The 16154-nt window shown below is 66.0% G+C and carries 15 protein-coding genes; 5 read left to right on the forward strand and 10 right to left on the reverse strand.

Translation table 11 applies throughout. The annotated features are described in order from the left end of the window. Window positions 1-487: 487 nt before the first annotated feature. A complete protein-coding gene (locus WCE05_RS20320; RefSeq protein ID WP_368816450.1) occupies window positions 488-3064 on the forward strand; it encodes an EAL domain-containing protein in 2577 nt (858 codons plus the stop codon). Between the two features lie 3 nt (window positions 3065-3067). Here the strand turns inward: WCE05_RS20320 and WCE05_RS20325 are convergent, their stop codons facing one another. Further along, complete coding sequence (locus WCE05_RS20325) at window positions 3068-3394, reverse strand: DUF2025 family protein (protein WP_253081651.1); 327 nt, start codon at window positions 3392-3394, stop codon at window positions 3068-3070. Between the two features lie 187 nt (window positions 3395-3581). Here WCE05_RS20325 and WCE05_RS20330 point away from each other — a divergent pair, with 187 nt between their 5' ends. Then, a complete protein-coding gene (locus WCE05_RS20330; RefSeq protein ID WP_368816451.1) occupies window positions 3582-4796 on the forward strand; it encodes an ATP-binding protein in 1215 nt (404 codons plus the stop codon). Here the strand turns inward: WCE05_RS20330 and WCE05_RS20335 are convergent. Then, on the reverse strand, window positions 4735-5652 hold the full coding sequence (locus tag WCE05_RS20335) for a LysR family transcriptional regulator (protein WP_225788181.1): 918 nt from the start codon (window positions 5650-5652) through the stop codon (window positions 4735-4737). The genes WCE05_RS20330 and WCE05_RS20335 overlap by 62 nt on opposite strands. Window positions 5653-5769: 117 nt before the next feature. Between WCE05_RS20335 and WCE05_RS20340 the strand changes: the two genes are divergently transcribed. Continuing rightward, on the forward strand, window positions 5770-6528 hold the full coding sequence (locus WCE05_RS20340; RefSeq protein WP_225788180.1) for an SDR family NAD(P)-dependent oxidoreductase: 759 nt from the start codon (window positions 5770-5772) through the stop codon (window positions 6526-6528). Here the strand turns inward: WCE05_RS20340 and WCE05_RS20345 are convergent. After that, complete coding sequence (locus WCE05_RS20345; protein WP_225788179.1) at window positions 6525-7313, reverse strand: LysR family transcriptional regulator; 789 nt, start codon at window positions 7311-7313, stop codon at window positions 6525-6527. The two genes, WCE05_RS20340 and WCE05_RS20345, sit on opposite strands and share 4 nt — an antisense overlap. Window positions 7314-7414: 101 nt before the next feature. On the opposite strand from WCE05_RS20345, the gene WCE05_RS20350 reads away from it, so the two are divergent. Next, the gene (locus WCE05_RS20350) at window positions 7415-8143 is read left to right on the forward strand and encodes an SDR family oxidoreductase (protein ID WP_368816452.1); all 729 of its coding nucleotides are present in this window, start codon (window positions 7415-7417) and stop codon (window positions 8141-8143) included. A gap of 85 nt (window positions 8144-8228) precedes the next feature. On the opposite strand, the gene WCE05_RS20355 is transcribed toward WCE05_RS20350, so the two are convergent. From WCE05_RS20355 to WCE05_RS20385, 7 genes are all read right to left on the reverse strand, one after another. Next, window positions 8229-9098, reverse strand: coding sequence for an HlyD family secretion protein (locus WCE05_RS20355; RefSeq protein ID WP_253081648.1), 870 nt, complete (start codon window positions 9096-9098; stop codon window positions 8229-8231). Window positions 9099-9109: 11 nt separating this feature from the next. Further along, complete coding sequence (locus tag WCE05_RS20360; RefSeq protein WP_225788176.1) at window positions 9110-9316, reverse strand: DUF1656 domain-containing protein; 207 nt, start codon at window positions 9314-9316, stop codon at window positions 9110-9112. Next, window positions 9303-11291 (reverse strand): FUSC family protein, encoded by a 1989-nt coding sequence (locus WCE05_RS20365; protein WP_368816453.1) that lies wholly within the window; start codon window positions 11289-11291, stop codon window positions 9303-9305. The genes WCE05_RS20360 and WCE05_RS20365 overlap by 14 nt, the downstream gene beginning before the upstream one ends. Window positions 11292-11549: 258 nt before the next feature. Next, window positions 11550-11666: a cytochrome c oxidase subunit CcoM gene (gene ccoM / locus WCE05_RS20370; protein WP_008097462.1), complete on the reverse strand. Its 117-nt coding sequence runs from the start codon at window positions 11664-11666 to the stop codon at window positions 11550-11552. A 136-nt stretch (window positions 11667-11802) separates the two neighbouring features. Continuing rightward, window positions 11803-11964 carry a hypothetical protein gene (locus tag WCE05_RS20375; protein WP_225788174.1) on the reverse strand — a complete coding sequence of 54 codons (162 nt, stop codon included), beginning with the start codon at window positions 11962-11964 and terminating at the stop codon, window positions 11803-11805. Window positions 11965-12024: 60 nt separating this feature from the next. Further along, window positions 12025-12351 (reverse strand): aspartate-semialdehyde dehydrogenase, encoded by a 327-nt coding sequence (locus tag WCE05_RS20380; RefSeq protein WP_253081646.1) that lies wholly within the window; start codon window positions 12349-12351, stop codon window positions 12025-12027. A 108-nt stretch (window positions 12352-12459) separates the two neighbouring features. Continuing rightward, window positions 12460-13152: a M949_RS01915 family surface polysaccharide biosynthesis protein gene (locus tag WCE05_RS20385; protein ID WP_253081645.1), complete on the reverse strand. Its 693-nt coding sequence runs from the start codon at window positions 13150-13152 to the stop codon at window positions 12460-12462. A gap of 118 nt (window positions 13153-13270) precedes the next feature. On the opposite strand from WCE05_RS20385, the gene rapA reads away from it, so the two are divergent. Next, window positions 13271-16117, forward strand: coding sequence for an RNA polymerase-associated protein RapA (gene rapA, locus WCE05_RS20390; protein ID WP_368816454.1), 2847 nt, complete (start codon window positions 13271-13273; stop codon window positions 16115-16117). The last annotated feature ends 37 nt before the right edge of the window (window positions 16118-16154 follow it).

Raw genomic sequence — 16154 nt, forward strand, 5'->3', positions numbered from 1 at the left:
AAATGACTATGTGATTTCTCATATGGCCACTTGTGATGCTGATAATCTTGGCGACTATCAGTCCGTACTCACAAGCACCCACACGAATTGCTTGATTCGATTGTTAAAGAGCGTTTGGTCAAGAGCGCTTCGTCTCAACCGAGGCCGCGCATTCTACGCTTTCCTCAGAGTCTGTCAAGCGTTTGTTTTGAAGTTTTTTTCGAAGCTGCTTTCTTATCGAAAGCGTTCAACTTCAACTGCCACCTGACTCGCAGCAAGTGCATCGCTGCGGGAGGCGAATAATACGCGCTTTGAATTCAGAGTCAACACTCCCGTCGAAAAAAGTTTCGCATGCCCGAGGCAACCGCACGAAACGCTCCTCTATTCCTATGAACAGTTGAATTTCGCCCTGGGCGCGGCTTCCCCGCCCAGGCTGGCCTATCCTGACTGAACCCTCCCCGGTGCTTGCCTGGCAAGGGGGCGCTGTTCAAGAAGGAGTCGCCCGCGCATGGACAGGATCGTCGACCTCCCCGCTCCGCGCCTGCAGGTCCGCCGTCTGATCGGCGGCTTTTCCCTACTGTTCGCCCTTGCCGCGCTGGTCACCTTGGGCGCCCTGTTCAACATCGCCGCTACCCTCGACCGACAGGAACGCCAACGCAGCACCTTTCACGCCACCCAGGCGCTGGAACAGCGCCTGCTCGCCTCGCGCCAGTTTCTCTCCAGCTATGCCGTCTGGGATGCCGCCTACCAGCACCTGGCCAACGAGGTCGACTGGCATTGGGCCTATGACGAGAAGAATGTCGGCGAATCGCTGTACAGCGCCAGCGGGTTCGAAGGTGTCTTCGTGGTCGACGACCGGCATACCCGCTACGCCCTGTTAAGAGGCGAGCCAACCGACCTCCCCGCCGAGACCTTCATCGATGCCCCGCTGGCACCGATCATCGCCCAGGCCCGCCAGGTAGCCGTCGACCGCGAACAGGTCACTCACTTCGTGCTGTTCGATGGCTGGCCCGCGGTGCTCAGCGCCGCTGCCGTGCGCCCGGACATGGAGGTCCTGAAGATCGATGTCGGCAAGGCGCCGGTGATGCTGTTCGTCGACCAGTTGACCGAGGCCAAGCTGGCCCACCTGGGCGAAGGCGCGGGGCTGGCCGACATGCGCCTGGAAAAGAACACGACCACGCACCGGGCCACGCCACGCATCGTCCTGGGCGACACCGGCTACCACCTGACCTGGACCACCCCGCTGCCAGGCCGGCAACTGCTCTGGGCGGTCCTGCCGCCGCTGCTGGGCGCCCTGCTGGTGCTCGGCCTGGTGATGCTCTACCTGTTCCGCCATGCCCTGCGCAGTTCCCGCGCCATCGACCAGAGCCTGCAGCGCCTGCGACACAGCAACCAGGCGCTGGAGGCCAGCGAGCAGCGCTTTCGTGCCGTTGCCGAGGCCACCTCCGACTGGATCTGGGAAACCGATCGCCACCAGCGCCTGACCTACCTGTCGCAGCGCTTCGCCAGCGTCACGGGCTATCGGCTCGAAGACTGGCTGGGGCAACCGCTGAACCAACTGCTGGCCTGCGATACCACGCCCCTGGCCTCCTGGCTCGACGCCCAGGCCGAAGCCGACCCACAGCAGATGGCCAACCTACGCTGCGCCTACCACGACCCCAACGGGCAGCACCGCTACTGCCGCATGTCCGCACGGCCGATCCTGGTCGACGGCAAGCTCGCCGGCTTTCGCGGAACCGCCAGCGACATCACCCATGAAGTCGCCGCCCACGCGCACATCCAGCACCTGTCGCTGCACGATGCGCTGACCGGCCTGGCCAACCGCAACAAGCTCACGCGCCATCTGGAACAGGCCCTGCAACGTGGCAGCGATGCACCGCCGCTGACCTTGCTGCTGCTGGACCTGGACAATTTCAAGCCGATCAACGACGCCCTCGGCCATGCCATCGGCGATGCGGTACTGCAGGAAGTGGCGTCGCGCCTGCGCGAGGCCACCCGCGAAGACGACCTGGTGGCGCGCCTGGGCGGCGACGAGTTCGCCCTGGTCGTCGAGGCCATGGACGACCGCAACGAGATCGATCGCCTCTGCACACACCTGATCGCCCTGTTGCGCCAGCCTATCGTCGTCAACGGGCAGCGACTGCATGTCGGCGCCAGCCTCGGCATCGCCCAGACCGGCCCCCAGGTCTGCGATGCCGGCGAGCTGGTACGCTGCGCCGATATCGCCCTGTACCAGGCCAAGGCCGACGGCAAGAACACCTGGCGTTACTTCTGCGCGCAGATGAACCAGCAGATCCAGTACCGCCGGCAACTGGAGAACGACCTGCGCCAGGCCCTCGAGCAGGAGGCGTTCGTGCTCCATTACCAGCCCCGCTACCGCCTGCAGGACCTGCGGATCGTCTCGGTCGAAGCGCTGCTGCGCTGGCAGCATCCCCAGCAGGGCCTGCTCGGCCCCGATACCTTCATTCCCCTGGCCGAGCAGAGCGACCTCATCGTCGCCCTCGGCCGCTGGGTATTGCGCCAGGCCTGCCGCACCGCCCGCCACTGGCAAGCAGAGTTGCTGGTCTCGGTGAACCTGTCGCCGGCGCAATGCTCCCGCAGCGACGTGGTCGCCGAGGTACGCGAGATTCTCCTGGAGACCGATTTCCCCGCCCAGCGCCTGGAACTAGAGATCACCGAGAACGTCATGCTCGCCGACATCGAAGGTGCCCTCGGCACCCTGCTCGCCCTGAAGGAGCTGGGTGTTCACCTGAACATGGATGACTTCGGCACAGGCTACTCCTCGCTGGGTTGCCTGCGCAGCTATCCGTTCGACAGCATCAAGATCGACAAGCGTTTCATCGCCGGCCTGACCAACCCGAACAGCAACGACCAGGCCGTGGTCCAGGCGATCATCGACCTGGGCAAAGCCATGGGCCTGACGGTGACCGCCGAAGGGGTGGAAACCGAGCAGCAGCTCAGGATGCTGGCCGACAAAGGCTGCCATGAAGTCCAGGGCTACTACCTGAGCCGGCCGCTGGACCAGGCGAGCTTCGAGGCGCTGCTGCGCGAGGGTGATGCAGGGCGGCTGCGCAGCCGCCCCTGACAACTACGCAGGAGAGACGCTGCGCTCGGCAACGATTTCCGCCAGGTCGGTGCGCCGCAGGTAGATCCGCAGGGGCTCGCCGATGTTCAGGCGATCGTCCACATGCTGCGCCAGCAGCAGTGCCAGGCGCTCACGGCACAGGACCATGCGCCGGCCCGCCTCTGGCCGCCAGACGAATTCGCTGCAGGGGATGATGCTGTCGCCGGCGACGTCCAGGCCGAACGAATCCTCGGAGAAGCGCACGATGTGGGTGCCGCGCTTGCCATGGAAGCCGACGAAACCCTTGAGTCGATCGGCGGCGTTGCAGATGTCCTGTGATGTAATGGCCATGACGTACCTCGCAAGATGTTTGGAAGTGACGCACGCCAGGCACGAGCGGTCGCCTCTGGTGGGCAACGCGCAGGTGCCAGCCTAGCGCAAGTCCCGGACCGTTCGCCAAGGTTTTTCATCCGACGTCGCCTGTACCGCTAGACTGTAAGGCTCCAGCCCCCGTTTCCCACCCTGACACTGGATTGTCATGACCAACGCCGTCAGCGCCGACATCGCCACCATTGGCCGCATCAATGTCGTACCGGCCATCCTCCAGGTGATCTGCGAGACCACCGGCATGCGCTTTGCTGCCGTGGCGCGGGTCACCGAGGACAGCTGGACCGCCTGCGCCGTGCTCGACAACCTGGGCTTCGGCCTCAAGGCCGGTGACGAGCTCGATGTGGCCAGCACCCTGTGCCACGAGATCCGCAGCAGCCAGCAGACCATCGTGATCGACAAGGCCAGCGAGGACGAGCAGTACTGCCGTCACCACACGCCGCGCATCTACCGCTTCGAGAGCTATATCTCGGTGCCGGTGCTACGTGCCGACGGCCGCTTCTTCGGCACCCTCTGCGCCCTCGACCCCGAGCCTGCGCAGCTCAAGGGCAGCGCCATCCAGCCGATGATGGAGTCGTTCGCCCGCCTGCTGTCGATCCAGATCGAAAGCGAGGAAAACGCCCAGCGCACCGAGCGCGCCCTGCAGAAGGAACGCGCCATGGCGGAGGTACGCGAACAGTTCATCGCCGTGCTCGGCCACGACCTGCGCAACCCCTTGTTCGCCATCACCGCCGGCGCAGAACTGCTGGCCCAGCGCCTGCAGGACGACAAGAGTCGCGCCATCGCCCGTCATATCCTCACCAGTGGCCGTCGTGCCTCACAGTTGGTGCGCGATGTGCTGGACTTCGCCCGAGGCCGTCTCGGTGCCGGCATCCCCCTCAACCAGCAGCCCTGCCCAGACCTGCGCGAAGCCCTTGGCCATGTCGCCTCGGAGCTGCAACAGGTGCATCCGCAGCGACGCATCCTGCTGGACATCGCCGACATCGGCGGCCTGCGCTGCGACCGCGAACGGGTGGCCCAGTTGCTTTCCAACCTGATCGCCAACGCGCTCACCCACGGCGCCCCCGACGGGCCAGTCACGGTCAGCGCGGCCATCCGCGATGGCACCTTCGTGCTCAGCGTCCACAACCTCGGCGAACCCATCCCCGCGCAGACACTGGCCCAGCTGTTCCAGCCTTTTTCCCGGCCATTGTCCGACGCCCCCCAACAAGGCCTGGGCCTGGGCCTGTACATCGCCAACCAGATCGCCCTGGCCCATGGCGGGTACATGGACGTGGCCTCCAGCGCACAGGCCGGGACCCTGTTCAGCTTCCGCCTGCCGGTGGATCGACCTGAGACGCCAGCAGCGCCGCCAGCCAGTCCATGAACACCTGGACCCGGCGCGGCACATGGCGCTGCCGGGCATACAACAGGGAAACCGGCATCGCCTGGGCCTGCCAGGCCTCGAGCACCGACACCAGCGCGCCGCTGCGCAGGTGTTCGGCCACCCCGACCGCCGGCACCTGGATCAGGCCAAGGCCAGCCAGGCAGGCGGCGGAATAGGCTTCGGTGTTGTTGACCGTGACCACGCCGCCCATGGCCTGGAAGCGCAGTTCGCCATTGTGCTCGTACTCGAACCCCGGGCTGCGTGAGCCCAGGTTGCGCACGTAGTGGACCAGCCGGTGCCCTGCCAGGTCTTCGAGGCTGCGGGGCTCGCCGTGGCGGGCCAGGTAGGCAGGGCTGAGGCAGTTGCGCATGCTCAAGCGGCCCACAGGCCGCGCCACCACATCCAGGTCACTCAGGGCGCCGATGCGTAGCACGCAGTCGAAACCTTCGCGCAACAGGTCGACCTGGCGGTCGGTGCAACTGATCTCCACCTCCAGGTGTGGGTAGCGCGCGAGGAACTCCGGTAATGCCGGGACGATGACCCGACGGGCCATCATGGTCGGCAGGTCGATGCGCAGGCATCCGGCCAGCGCGGCATCGTCGCCCCGGAACAGGTGCTCGATCTCGTCCATGCCCGAGAGCAGGTCCTTGCTGCGCTCGTACAACAACACGCCATCCTGGGTCGCCTGCACCCGGCGAGTGGTGCGGTTGAACAAGCGCGTGCCCAACAGGTTCTCCAGCGCCCTGACCTGCTCCGACACCGTCGAGCGTGGCAACCCCAGGTGTTCGCCAGCCTGGGTGAAACTGGCCAGTTCACTGACCCTGACGAAGGTTCGCAAGAGTTCCAGCTTGTTCATGCATGGCCCCTATTGTCCGATGAATACGAACAGTATTTCCGGATTCACAGGATTTAACAGCCCTGCCTCGATCAATAACCTGTTGCCATCGTCACCACCATCAACGAGGTAACCGACATGACCCGCAAGCTCGCTCTGATCACCGGCGCCAGCCGCGGCCTGGGCAGGAACGCCGCCGAGCACCTGGCCGCACGCGGCATCGACATCATCGGCACCTACCACAGCAAGGCCGACGAGGCCCGCGCCGTAGCCGAGCGCCTGGAACAGGCCGGGGTGAAGGCCGCCATGCTGCAGCTGGATGTCAGCGACAGCGGCAGCTTCGTCGCCTTCGCCGAACGCCTGGGCGAAACCCTCCAGCAGCGGTTCGACCGCCCCGATTTCGACTTCCTGGTGAACAATGCCGGCATCGGCGTGAACGTGCCCTTCGCCGAAACCAGCGAGGCCCAGTTCGACCAGTTGCTGAACATCCAGCTCAAAGGGCCGTTCTTCCTGACCCAGCGCCTGTTGCCGCTGCTGGCCGACGGTGGCCGCATCGTCAACATCTCCAGCGGCCTGACCCGTTTCGCCCTGCCCGGCTATGCCGCCTACGCCGCCATGAAGGGGGCGATGGAGGTACTGACCCGCTACCAGGCCAAGGAACTGGGCGCGCACGGCATTCGCGTGAACATCCTGGCACCAGGCGCCATCGAGACCGATTTCGGTGGCGGCGTCGTACGCGACAACCAGCAGGTCAATGCTTTCATCGCCAGCAATACCGCGCTGGGGCGTGTCGGCCTGCCCGACGACATCGGCGCCGCCATAGCCCTGTTGCTGGAAGAAGGCAATGGCTGGATCACCGGCCAGCGCCTGGAGGTTTCCGGCGGCATGTTCCTTTAAAGGCTGGCCGGGCCACTCAGGAACTGCTGCAGGCTGGCCAGCGCCGGCAGTACCAGGGCCTGGCTGGTCAGGCACAGGCCGACCCGACGGCGCAGCGCCAGCCCCGGGCTTGGCTGCCAGTAGATGCCCGGGTGGCGTTCGACCAGCGATTGCGGCAACCAGGCCGCGCCCAAGCCGGCAGCGACCATGGCCAGGGCCTGCTGCAACGAAGCGGCCTGGCCCACCTGCTCGCCCTCGCCATACAGGCTCATCAGCCGTTGGTGCGAGGGGTGGTGCGGGCAGGTGATCCAGCGCCCGTCGGGCTGGCTGCCGGTAGCCATCGTCAGGACGAAAGCTTCCTCCCACAGCGGCAGGAACAGCTCATCCTCGCAACGCAGCGCCTCGTCGGCCAGCCGCGCATCACCATCGCAGCCCTCCAGCAAGGTCAACTGCAAGCCACCGACGGCCTGGCTGGCCAGGCGCACGCAGGCTTCGACCTGTGCCGGCGCGATATCCGCCTCGATGCCCAATGCCAACGACACCCGCTCCTGCCCCTGGCGGAAACGCAGGCGCAGCGCCTCGGCTTCAGCGACCATGCGGCACGCCTGCGGATACAGCTGGCGCGCCTGTTCGCTGACCTCGACCCCACGGGCCTGACGCAGGAACAGTTCGACGCCCAGGTCGTCCTCCAACTGGCGAATGGTCACCGACAAGGTCGGCTGGGCCACGCACAAGCGCTGCGCGGCGACGGTGATGTTGCGTTCTTCGAACACAGCGATGAACGCTTTGAGGTGACGGATATCCATAGACAGAACCGATGCTAGCCAGAGAAATAAGCCGTTTTTCAGGGCCGAAAGGGTTATCTAGAATCCCGGCCATCGAAAACGATTATGCCTGGGAGGCAGTCATGAACAAACCGCTGATCATCGTCACGGGCGCCAGCTCCGGTATCGGCGCCGCTACCGCTCGCCTGTTCTCCGCCGCCGGCCACCCGCTGCTGCTGGTCGCTCGACGGCTGGAGCGTCTCGAAGCGCTGGGCCTGCCCGATTGCCTGTGCCGCGCCGTGGACATCCGCGACCGTGCGACACTGGCCGCCGCCGTGCAGGAAGCCGAAGCGCTGTATGGGCCGGCCGATGCGCTGGTGAACAATGCCGGGGTGATGCTGCTGGGGCAGATGCACGAACAGGATCCGCAGCAGTGGGAGCGCATGTTCGACATCAACGTCAAAGGGCTGCTCAACGGCGTGCGTGCCCTGCTCGGCGGCATGGTCGAGCGGCGCCGCGGCACGCTGATCAATGTCAGCTCCGTGGCTGGGCGCAAGACCTTCCCCAACCACGTGGCCTACGTGGGCAGCAAGTTCGCCGTGCATGGGTTGTCGGAGAACCTGCGCGAGGAGCTGGCACCGCATAACGTGCGGGTGGTGACCATTGCGCCGGGTGCGGTGGAGACCGAGTTGCTCGGGCATACCACCGACGAGGGCATCAAGCGCGACTACGAGGCCTGGAAGGCCAATGACATGGGAGGCGTGGTGCTGGCGGCGGAGGATGTGGCCGGGGCCATCGTCTGGGCTTACCAGCAGCCACAGCAGGTATGCATTCGAGAGATCGTGCTGGCGGCTACGGCGCAGCAGCCCTGAACAGCCAGGCTTCAGTTGCATTTGGGATCGCTTCGCGCCCCATCGTCGGCAATATTGGCGCCGTCGCCTGCCGTATCCATGAGGCTCAACGCTCGGCCTGGTCCTCTTGCACCTGCACGCTCGCCGTCATCCCGGCACTGAGGCTCACGCCCTCGGGTATCCGGTCCAGGCGTATCCGCACCGGTATGCGCTGCGCCAGGCGTACCCAGTTGAAGGTCGGCTCGACCTCGGGCAACAACTGGCTGTCGGGGTTGCTGTTACGGTCGGTGATGCCGCGGCTGATGCTTTCCACATGCCCCTGGATCGATTCGCCCGCGCCCATCAGCCAGACCTTGACCGGGTCACCCTCGCGAATGCGCGGCAGCTTGGTCTCCTCGAAGTAGGCCTGGATATAGAAGGTCGAGTCGTCCACCAGCGCCATCACCGGCTGCCCGGTGGTGACATAGTTACCCTCGGCCAGGCGCAGGTTGGTGATGTGCCCGCTACGCGGCGCGCGTACTTCGCTGCGGGCCAGGTTGATCTTGGCCACCTGCAACTGCGCCTCGGCCTCGTGCAGCTCGCCCCGGGCGATCGCGGCGTTGATCTGGGCGTTCTCCCGCAGTTCGGCGCTGATCGCCCCCGGCCCCAACGCGGTACGCCGCGCCGCCTCGCGCTCACGCAGGCGCAACTGCTGGGCGCGGGTCTCGGCCACCGCGCTGGCCTGGTCGAACGCGGCCTGGAAGCGCTCGCGGTCGATGCTCATGAGCACCTCGCCCGCCTTGACCTGCTGGTTGTCGTGCACCGCGAGCCGGCGCACCCAGCCGGAAACGTCCGGTGCGATCACCACCACATCGGCGCGCACCCGCGCATCGCGGGTCCAGGGGGTGAGCATGTAGTACTGCCACAGGCGATAGCCGGCGAACACCGCGACCACCACCACACACAAGGTAACCAAGATACGTACCGCTGTACGCATGGATCGACTCCTTACAAAGGCCCCAGCAGATGCACCACCAGGGACAGGACACAAACGAACAACGCCGCATCGAACAACGCTTCGTGCCAGATCCAGCGCCCCAACGGCGTGGCCTGCACCACCAGGCGCAACAGGCCGGTCAAGACCAGCGCCATCAACACATAGACCAGGAACGGGCTGAGCAGCACGCCCCCCAGCGCCCATTCACGCAACCCCATGGACGTCCTCCTGCCAGCGGCACCATTTGCCCCAGCTCCTGCGCAACTGCAGTACCGCCCCTTCGGCCAGGCGCAACGGGTCGCTCGGGGGCAGTCGGCGCAAGGCCTCGATGAACTGTTCACTGGCCGCGTCCAGGCGCTCGCCGCGCCCTGGCGCCGGCCCGCTGGCCAGCACCGCCGCCAATTGCTGCAGGTACTGGCGCTCGGCATCGCCCAGTGGCGCCTGGGCCACGGCCAGGCACATGCGCAGGTGCACCAGCTCATCGCCGATGTCCAGGCCGTGCAGGCCATCGTCCCAGCGCTTGCGCTCGGCTTCCGGCAACTCGCTGGCATGTCGCGCCAGCTGCATCAGGCGGTCGGCCATGCGCCCGCCGAACCAGCTGTCGGCGCCACGCAGGTCACGCCGGGTCAGGCGCACCAGGTCGCCCTGGGTCGCCGCCCGCAGGCGCCAGCCAAGCCAGGCCGGGTGGCGCAGCACCAGCAGGCGGAACGCCAAGACAGCGGCGCCCACCCCGATCAGCATGGCCTGGGCACTGTTGAGCATGGTCGCCACGTCGAAGTGCATGGCATTGAGCGGCGCCACCAGGACGATGAAATGCAAGCAATAGGACGTGGCGGTCGCGCCGATGCGCGGATGGGCCATGCCCAGGGCACCGAAGAACAGCGGAACCCCCATGCCCAGGCAGAGCATGGCGAAGCTGCTCCATTGCGGCAGGAGGATCTGCCCGACGAAGAAGGCCACGGGTACCGCCAGGAGGATCCCGCGCAGGAAGCTCAAGCCGATCTGCGCGCCGTTCTCGCGGCTGGCGAACAGGCTGCAGACCACGCAGGTCAGCACCAACCCACCCGGTGCCGAAGGCCAGGCGGTGGCCAGCCAGAAACAGGCCATCACCAGAAACGCCACGGCGCTGCGTGTGCCGAACAGCAATGCCAGCGGCACGTCGCGGTGGGCGGCAAGCCCCTGGGCCACATCCGTCGGCGCCCTGCCCGCCTCCACGTCCTGCAACGCCTGGGTGGCGGCCATGGCAAAGTCCAAGAGCAAGGTCAGGCGCGCCAGGCAATAGTGTTCGGCGGAGCTGATCCGTTCGTCGTGGGCCGCGTCCCAGACACGCTGGCGCAGCAGCAACAGGCTCGGTCGATCGGGCTTGGCCAATTGCTCGCGGGCTTCATCCAGCCAGGGAGCCATCCGCTGTGCCTGGTCTTCGTCGAGCTGACGCCACTGCCGACGCACCGAGCGCGAAATGCGCAGCAGCACCATCAGCTTCTGGCTGAGCCCACGGATGGCCCTGGCCCGTTGCCGGCCGCGATTGCCTTCGAACCAGGCATGCTCGCGCTGGGCATCGATGGCGACGATCCGTCCGAGGATCTCCAGCAGCCCCTTGCGCGCCTCGTCCTCGCCACCGAGCATGGCGCTGGAGGCTTGCAGGCCGTTCTGCCAGGCCTGGCGCGCCTGACCGCCGAGCTGTTGCTCCACCCGCATGGGCCAGAGCAAGGCGCTGGTGGCGGTGGCGCAGACGATACCCAGGCAGATCTCGGTGCAGCGCGCCACCGCCTGGTCGAATACTTGCAAAGGATGGTCGATCGCCGGCAAGGCGATGATCGCCACGGTGTAGCCGGCCAGCACGAAGGCATAGGCCCAGGCGCTGCGCAGTTGGGTGGAAGCGGCGGTGCACAGCGCCAGCCATAGGGCCAGGGTGAGCAGGAAGAGCCAGGGCGCCTGGGCGAACAGGCCAATGAACAGCACCGACATGAAGGTCCCCACCAGGGTGCCGGCCAGGCGCGCCAAGCCCTTCTGCACCACCATCCCGGACAGCGGCTGGGCGACGATGAATGCCGTCATCAAGGCCCACGAAGGCTGCTCCAGGCCCCAACGCATGGCCAGCCACAACGCCAGGCCGCCACCGAGCAAGGTCTTGATGGCGAACTTGATGGCGAGGTCGCTGGGGGCGAACAGGGCCTTGAGGGTGATGGGCACGAATCGGACCTTGCGAGGGGATGGTGAATAGAAAGATAGACAACGGCGGGGAGGATAAAGCGGAAAGGGTGTAATTAGCTAGCTAATCATCTTTTTAGTCGAAGAGGTTGCACCTGTCTCTAGCGGGGCCACAAAGCCCCCCAAAAGGTAGCTGAACTACCCTCGGAGCAGCCCAATGGGTCGACAAGAAATTCCAGGCAAAAAAATGGGCGACCGAAGTCGCCCCAAATGCCTTGCGTGCTCGTGAATCCAGGAGGATCAGCGCGGCTTGCGCTTGTTCGAGTCCTTCCAGATGAAAATGCCCAGACCGGCAAAGAACGCGAACATCAACCCGACCGTTACCACACCTGCGATAACCACATTGTCGAAGAACATGTCGGCCTCCCGTTTGCGCCTGCCGTTGTCCGATGGGTGCAAGGTAACGAATGCAGGGGGAGGGAAAATTGACCGGAGTCAATGGTGCCCGGGGCCAGGCACGCAAGGCGGGCGCAGGTTTGACCTGCGTCAAGTTTCAGCGCTTCTTCGGCTTGCCCTTGGGCTTTTTCTTCTTCGCCTTGCCCAACGGCATGGCCTGCTCGAACGCCTGGCGCACTTCGTTCAGGCGCTTCTCGTTGAGGTCATGGATGCGTTTGGCGCGCTCGGCGCCGAAGTCGATCAGGTTGTCTTGGCTCATGGGCAGGCTCGACTGACAGCAGAGACTTGCATGATGACCGCAGGCGGCGTCCCTGGCCAGTCAGACTTCGATGTCGACCAGCAGGCCCTGGCGCGGGCGATCGCCCAGCGGCGCCACCGGCACGGTGTTGTCGGCATTGAGTTCATCGCCAGGCACGGCGTCGTAGCGCTCGTCCTGCGCATGCCGGCGGCGCTGCTGCTGACGGCGTTGCTCTTCGCGCAGCAGCAAGGCTTGCTCCTGGGGATCGCGCTGGTGCCGCAGGTCGATGGTGCCATCGCTGGAGGCAGGCTGCGCCGGGACCACCGGCGCAATGTCCGGGGTCGGCTTGACCGGGTCCTGTTGCGAGGTCACCGGGGCGGCGCTGATTGGAATGATCGGCGGCAGCATGCAATCGTCTCCTGTGACCCTTGTATCGGCCGGCCATCAGCCACCTTGAACCTTCACGCACAGGATTGTGCGGGGCGTCACAACAGCGCCGAGGCCGCCAGAACGATCTCAGCCGGCAGCATCGTCCAGTTCGTCGTCGGTCGGCGGCCCGCCTTCGCTCCACGGCCGCTTGTAGACCTGCAGCCAGACCGCATCCATGTGCTCGCGCAACACGGGCGAGGCATTCTTCAACGAAGCGCTGTCGTGGCGCTCGCCGCCGATGGGCTCCTCGCCCGACGGAGTGACCAGCGACTGCCCGGTGATGGTATAGACCGCCTGGCCCTGGCGCATCTCGATGGCGATGTCGTGGGGATCGATGCCACCGCCGCAGAAGGCATGGCTGGCCACGGTCACCTCGGCGACACCGTCCTTGTCGAGGTCGCTGACGTCACTGACATCGGTATAGAAGTCCACATCCAGGTCCAGGCCCGGGCAGGTGGTTTCCTGCTCGCTCTGCCAACGCGGCGTGAACAGATCGCCATCGGCGCGGCCATACAAGGTGGCCTTGAGCACCACCTGGTCGACCTCCTGCTCGGCCTGCGCGTCGGTGGCCTGGCCATCGCTGCGGCTGAGCACCAGCAGACCCTCGCCATCGCGGTCGCGAAAGTGCACGCTCTTGATCGGCGTGCGCACGCCCAGCACTTCCAGTTGCTCGACCGGAATCGGCGGCAGGGTCTGGAAACCCTGCTGCTCGCAGGCGGCCAGCGACAGCAGGCCGCCCATGGCCAGGGAGGCATTCAACCAGCGGTGCTTGGCAGGCATGTCGGCGCGCAACCCTCCTCGGCAAGACGGTATTCGTCGATGAAGCAGCTAGACTCTTTGGTCTACCGGGCCTATCCGTTAACATAGCCGGCTTTTTCATCGCGGGAGTTCAGGCAGTATGGCGCAGCAGTATCAACCGGGGCAACGCTGGATCAGCGACAGCGAAGCCGAGCTCGGCCTGGGGACCATCCTGGCGCAGGATGGCCGCCTGCTGACCGTGCTCTACCCGGCCACTGGCGACACCCGCCAATATTCCCTGCGCAATGCGCCGCTGACCCGCGTACGCTTTTCGCCCGGTGACCAGATCACCCACTTCGACGGCTGGAAACTGACCGTGCGCGAGGTCGAGGACGCCGATGGCCTGCTGGTCTACCACGGCCTCGACAACCAGAACCAGCCGCGTGTCCTGCCGGAAACCCAGCTGTCCAACTTCATCCAGTTCCGCCTGGCCAGCGACCGTCTGTTCGCCGGCCAGATCGACCCGCTGCCGTGGTTTTCCCTGCGCTACAACACCCTGCAGCACACCAGCAAGCAGATGCTGTCGTCGCTGTGGGGCCTGGGCGGTTGCCGCGCCCAGCCCATCGCCCACCAATTGCACATCGCCCGCGAGGTGGCCGACCGTATCGCCCCGCGCGTGCTGCTGGCCGACGAAGTGGGCCTGGGCAAGACCATCGAGGCAGGCCTGGTGATCCATCGCCAGTTGCTCTGCGGACGCGCCAGCCGCGTGCTCATCCTGGTCCCGGAGAACCTCCAGCATCAATGGCTGGTGGAAATGCGCCGGCGCTTCAACCTGCAGGTGGCACTGTTCGATGCCGAGCGCTTCATCGAGAGCGACGCCAGCAACCCGTTCGAAGATGCCCAGTTGGCGCTGGTGGCCCTGGAGTGGCTGGTCGACGACGAAAAGGCCCAGGATGCCCTGTTCGCCGCGGGCTGGGACCTGCTGGTGGTCGACGAGGCCCACCACCTGGTCTGGCACGAGGAGCAGGCCAGCCCCGAGTACACCCTGGTCGAGCAACTGGCCCAGGTCATCCCTGGCGTGCTGCTGCTGACCGCCACCCCCGAGCAACTGGGCCAGGACAGCCACTTCGCCCGCCTGCGCCTGCTCGACCCCAACCGATTCCACGACCTGGCCGCGTTCCGCGCCGAGAGCGAGCACTATCGCCCGGTGGCCGAAGCGGTACAGGAACTGCTCGATGAGGGCCGCCTGTCGCCCAAGGCCCACGCCACCATCGAAGGCTTCCTCGGTGCCGAAGGCGAAACCCTGCTGGCCGCGGTCAGCGCTGGCGACAGCCAGGCCAACGCACGCCTGATCCGCGAACTGCTCGACCGCCACGGCACCGGGCGGGTGCTGTTTCGCAACACCCGCGCGGCGATCCAGGGCTTCCCGGAACGCCAGTTGCACCCCTACCCGCTGGCCAACCCGGAGCAGTACCGCGACCTGCCCAACGGCGAGCACGCCGAGCTGTACCCGGAGGTGGCCTTCCAGGCCCAGGGCGAAACCAACGACGACGAGCGCTGGTGGCGCTTCGACCCACGGGTCGACTGGCTGATCGATACCCTGAAGATGCTCAAGCGCACCAAGGTCCTGGTGATCTGCGCCCACGCCGAGACCGCCATGGACCTGGAGGACGCCCTGCGCGTGCGCTCCGGCATCCCGGCCACGGTGTTCCATGAAGGCATGAGCATCCTCGAGCGCGACCGTGCCGCGGCCTACTTCGCCGACGAGGAGTTCGGCGCCCAAGTACTGATCTGTTCGGAAATCGGCAGCGAGGGGCGCAACTTCCAGTTCGCCCATCACCTGGTGATGTTCGACCTGCCGGCCCACCCGGACCTGCTCGAACAGCGGATCGGCCGCCTCGACCGGATCGGTCAGAAACACACCATCGAACTGCACGTGCCCTACCTGCAGGACAGCCCCCAGGAGCGCCTGTTCCAGTGGTACCATCTGGGCCTGAACGCCTTCCTCGCCACCTGCCCGACCGGCAATGCCCTGCAGCACCGTTTCGGCCCGCGCCTGCTGCCGATGCTCGAAGCCGGCGACGGCAGCGCCTGGGACAAGCTGGTGGCCGAGGCGCGCGCCGAGCGCGAGCGCCTGGAAGCCGAGCTGCACAGCGGCCGCGACCGCCTGCTGGAGCTCAACTCGGGCGGTGCCGGCGAAGGCCAGGCCCTGGTCGAGGCGATCCTCGAGCAGGATGACCAGTTCGCCCTGCCGATCTATATGGAAACCCTGTTCGACGCCTTCGGCATCGACAGCGAGGACCATTCGGAAAACGCCCTGATCCTCAAGCCGAGCGAGAAGATGCTCGACGCCAGCTTCCCGCTGGGCGACGAGGAAGGCGTGACCATCACCTACGACCGTGGCCAGGCCCTGTCCCGCGAGGACATGCAATTCCTGACCTGGGAACACCCGATGGTCCAGGGCGGCATGGACCTGGTGCTGTCCGGCTCCATGGGCAACACCGCCGTGGCGCTGATCAAGAACAAGGCGCTCAAGCCCGGCACCGTGCTGCTCGAGCTGCTCTACGTCAGCGAAGTGGTTGCCCCGCGCCACCTGCAACTGGGCCGCTACCTGCCATCGGCGGCCTTGCGCTGCCTGCTCGACGCCAACGGCAACGACCTGGCGCCTCGCGTGGCCTTCGAGACCCTCAACGACCAGTTGGAGAGCGTGCCCAAGGCCAGCGCCAACAAGTTCGTCCAAGCCCAGCGTGACGTACTGGCCAAGCGCATTGCCGGTGGCGAAGCCAAGGTCATGCCCACGCACGAGGAGCGGGTGGCCGAAGCCCAGCGACGCCTCGCCGCCGAGGCCGACGAAGAGCTGGCCCGCCTGACGGCGCTCAAGGCGGTCAACCCAAGCGTGCGCGACAGCGAGATCGACGCCTTGCGCAAGCAGCGCGAGGATGGCCTGGCCATGCTGGAGAAGGCCGCCCTGCGCCTGGAGGCGATCCGCGTGCTGGTCGCGGGCTGATGCCTTAGTACATGCAACATGCTGGGGCCGCTTCGTG

It is taken from the genome of Pseudomonas sp. I2 (assembly GCF_040984075.1).
GTDB classification, from domain to species: domain Bacteria; phylum Pseudomonadota; class Gammaproteobacteria; order Pseudomonadales; family Pseudomonadaceae; genus Aquipseudomonas; species Aquipseudomonas guariconensis_B.

Excerpts from the sequence above, each read along its gene's own strand:
- WCE05_RS20320 (WP_368816450.1), top strand. The coding sequence starts at position 488 with ATGGACAGGATCGTCGACCTCCCCGCTCCGCGCCTGCAGGTCCGCCGT.
- WCE05_RS20325 (WP_253081651.1), bottom strand. The coding sequence starts at position 3,394 with ATGGCCATTACATCACAGGACATCTGCAACGCCGCCGATCGACTCAAG.
- WCE05_RS20330 (WP_368816451.1), top strand. The coding sequence starts at position 3,582 with ATGACCAACGCCGTCAGCGCCGACATCGCCACCATTGGCCGCATCAAT.
- WCE05_RS20335 (WP_225788181.1), bottom strand. The coding sequence starts at position 5,652 with ATGAACAAGCTGGAACTCTTGCGAACCTTCGTCAGGGTCAGTGAACTG.
- WCE05_RS20340 (WP_225788180.1), top strand. The coding sequence starts at position 5,770 with ATGACCCGCAAGCTCGCTCTGATCACCGGCGCCAGCCGCGGCCTGGGC.
- WCE05_RS20345 (WP_225788179.1), bottom strand. The coding sequence starts at position 7,313 with ATGGATATCCGTCACCTCAAAGCGTTCATCGCTGTGTTCGAAGAACGC.
- WCE05_RS20350 (WP_368816452.1), top strand. The coding sequence starts at position 7,415 with ATGAACAAACCGCTGATCATCGTCACGGGCGCCAGCTCCGGTATCGGC.
- WCE05_RS20355 (WP_253081648.1), bottom strand. The coding sequence starts at position 9,098 with ATGCGTACAGCGGTACGTATCTTGGTTACCTTGTGTGTGGTGGTGGTC.
- WCE05_RS20360 (WP_225788176.1), bottom strand. The coding sequence starts at position 9,316 with ATGGGGTTGCGTGAATGGGCGCTGGGGGGCGTGCTGCTCAGCCCGTTC.
- ccoM (WP_008097462.1), bottom strand. The coding sequence starts at position 11,666 with ATGTTCTTCGACAATGTGGTTATCGCAGGTGTGGTAACGGTCGGGTTG.
- WCE05_RS20375 (WP_225788174.1), bottom strand. The coding sequence starts at position 11,964 with ATGAGCCAAGACAACCTGATCGACTTCGGCGCCGAGCGCGCCAAACGC.
- WCE05_RS20380 (WP_253081646.1), bottom strand. The coding sequence starts at position 12,351 with ATGCTGCCGCCGATCATTCCAATCAGCGCCGCCCCGGTGACCTCGCAA.
- WCE05_RS20385 (WP_253081645.1), bottom strand. The coding sequence starts at position 13,152 with ATGCCTGCCAAGCACCGCTGGTTGAATGCCTCCCTGGCCATGGGCGGC.
- rapA (WP_368816454.1), top strand. The coding sequence starts at position 13,271 with ATGGCGCAGCAGTATCAACCGGGGCAACGCTGGATCAGCGACAGCGAA.